2 protein-coding genes are annotated in these 3,070 nt (G+C 68.8%); both read left to right on the forward strand.

Features of this window, described 5'->3' with window-relative positions; translation table 11 throughout:
• A partial coding sequence (locus ELR45_RS21195; protein ID WP_205856981.1) for a uroporphyrinogen decarboxylase/cobalamine-independent methonine synthase family protein occupies window positions 1-823 on the forward strand: 823 nt, incomplete at its 5' end.
• Between the two features lie 61 nt (window positions 824-884).
• The coding region (ligA, locus tag ELR45_RS21200) for an NAD-dependent DNA ligase LigA (RefSeq protein WP_205856982.1) at window positions 885-3,070 on the forward strand (2,186 nt) is incomplete at its 3' end.

A 3,070-nucleotide genomic window follows, 5' to 3' on the forward strand; every position in this document is an offset into this window, starting at 1 on the left:
GCATGTTGACCTGCAGCCGTCCGGGTGGCGGCTGATCGACCGCCCGGGCGCCGATGAGCGTGCGGCACGCTCGACGCTGCGCGCCGACCTGGACGCGCTGGAGATCGCCGCGTACGGGTACACCGGACCGCTGAAGGTCCAGGTGGCCGGGCCGCTGACGCTGGCGGCGACCCTGCAGCTGACCCGCGGAGACCGTGCCGTCGCCGACCACGGAGCGCGGCGGGACCTGACGGCATCGCTGGCGGAAGGGCTGCGTGAGCACGTCGCCGAGGTTGCGAAGCGGGTGCCGGGAGCCTCCGTCGTCGTTCAGCTGGACGAGCCCAGCCTGCCTGCGGTCCTGGGCGGGGGAATACCGACCATCAGCGGCTTCGGGCGGCTCCGGTCGGTGAGCGTCGGCGAGGCGGAGACGCTGCTTCGAGAGGTGGTCGACGCCGTCGGCACGCCCGTCGTCGTACATTGCTGCGCACCGGAGGTGCCGTCGACCCTGCTGCACCGGGCGGGGGCCGTGGCGGTCGCGCTCGACGTCGCGCTGCTGGATCAGGAGTCGCTTGCCGACCTGGCCGTAGCCGTGGACGCCGGTTTCGGCGTATGGCCGGGTGTTGTGCCGTCGTCGGCGCCGAACACGCCGCCGGCCGACCGCGAGCTGGCCCAGCGCGTCGTTGGGCTGTGGCGACGGCTGGACCAAGATCCGGCCCAGATGGCCGAGCGGACCGTCATCACGCCTGTCTGTGGACTCGCCGGCGCCGATGCCGCCTGGGCGAGGCAGGCGTATGCGCTCGGGTCGGCGACTGCCCGTGCTTTCGCTGAGATGGTGCAGGGCTGAGCGGCACGGCACCCGGGGAGTGAGCGGACAAATGTCAGTCTCACGCAGTAGTTTCTGATACGTGACCACCGAACCTGTAGACCTCGCCGACGTTCCGAGCGACGCCCGTGATCGGCATGTCGCGCTCTCCGAGGAGATCGAGGGGCATCGGCACCGGTACTACGTCCTCGACACGCCCACCATCAGCGACGCCGAGTTCGACACGCTGGTGCGGGAGCTGGAGCGTATCGAGGAGCAGTACCCGGTGTTGCGCACCCCGGACTCGCCCACCCAGAAGGTGGGTGCGCCGGTGGCCGAGCCTGGTGTCGTCGAAGGATCCTGGCCGCCCATCGACCACCTGGAGCGGATGCTCAGCCTGGACAACGCGTTCAACTTCGACGAGCTCACCGAATGGGCGGCGCGAGTCGAACGCGAAGTGGGCGAAGGCGCACGGTACCTGTGTGAGCCGAAGGTCGACGGCCTGGCCGTGGACATCGTCTACCGGGACGGTCAGCTCGCCACGCTGGCCACCAGAGGCGATGGCCGCACCGGTGAGAACGTCACCTACAACGCGCAGTTCGCCGACGCGATACCCAAGGAGCTCGCCGGCTCCGATGAGTACCCGGTGCCGGAGGTGGTGGAGATCCGCGGCGAGATGGTGTTCCCCTCAGAGGCGTTCGAGGCGATCAATGCCGAGCGCGGTGAGCTGGGTCTGCCGTTGTTCGCCAACGCTCGCAACTCCGGCGCCGGCGTGCTCCGGCAGCGGCTGGATCGCCGCAAGGAGAAGATCGACGCCGCGCACGAGCGGGCACGAGCCGCCGGTGGTGAAGGTCGGGCGCAGCTGGCGCTGGAGCGGCTGGAGGCCGAATACGATCGTGCCCGGCGGATGCTCTCCTCGCTGATCCTGATCTGTCACGGCCTCGGCCAGCGCAGCGGGTTCGAGGTCCAGTACCAGTCGGAGGCATATGACGCGCTCAAGGCCTGGGGACTGCCGGTCAGCGAGCGGGTGCGCGTCGTTCCAGACCTGCCGGCGGTGCGTGACTATATCGGCTACTACGACGAGCACCGGCACGACGTCGAGTATGAGATCGACGGCGCAGTGGTCAAGGTCGATCAGGCAGCGTTGCAGCGTCGGCTCGGATCCACGTCCCGGGCGCCCCGCTGGGCCATCGCCTACAAGTACCCGCCGGAGGAGGTCACGACCAAGCTGCTGGACATCAAGGTCAGCGTGGGCCGCACCGGCCGGGTCACCCCGTACGGTGTGATGGAGCCGGTGAAGGTGGCCGGGTCGACGGTGGAGAACGCCACGCTGCACAACTCATCCGAGGTGGAGCGGAAAGGTGTGCTCATCGGAGACACTGTCGTGCTCCGCAAGGCCGGGGACGTCATCCCGGAGATCCTCGGGCCGGTGCGGGATCTGCGAGATGGCAGCGAGCACGCGTTCGTCATGCCCACGGAGTGCCCGTCGTGCGGCACTACGTTGGCGCCGGCGAAAGAGAGCGACGTCGACATCCGTTGTCCGAACACCCGGTCCTGCCCTGCACAGCTGGTGGAGCGCATCTTCTACCTGGCCGGGCGGGGCGGGTTCGACATCGAGGCGCTGGGTTACGAAGGTGCGCAGGCCCTGACCGCGCCGGACGCCCCAGAACAGCCTCCGGTCACCGACGAAGGTGACCTCTTCGGGCTGCGGATCGAGGACCTTCGCGACGTGATGATCCGGCGCCAGACGCGTCGCAAGGGTGCCGAGTCCGGGGAGACCGAGCTGGTGCCGTACTTCTACACGAAGCCGGACGATGCTAAAGAGTCGGTGCCCACGAAGAACACAGAGCGCCTCTTCGAGCAGCTGGAGAAGGCCAAAGAGCAGCCGCTGTGGCGGGTTCTCGTGTCGTTGTCGATCCGGCACGTCGGCCCGACGGCGGCACGGGCACTGGCCACGGCGCTGGGTTCGATGGACAGGATCGAGAACGCCACGGAGGAGGAGCTGGCCGCCGTCGACGGCGTCGGCCCCACCATCGCCGCCTCCATCATCGAATGGTTCGGCGTCGACTGGCATCGCGACGTGGTCCGCAAGTGGCGCGAGGCTGGCGTGCGGATGGAGGACGAGCGGGACGAGTCGACGCCGCGAACCCTGGAAGGGCTCACCATCGTGGTCACTGGTTCGCTGGAGGGATTCTCCCGGGACGAGGCGAAGGAGGCGATCCTTGCCCGCGGCGGCAAGGCGTCCGGATCGGTGTCGAAGAAGACGTCGTATGTGGTGGCCGGGGAGAG

The organism is Phytoactinopolyspora endophytica (genome assembly GCF_004138495.1).
Taxonomy (GTDB): domain Bacteria; phylum Actinomycetota; class Actinomycetes; order Jiangellales; family Jiangellaceae; genus Phytoactinopolyspora; species Phytoactinopolyspora endophytica.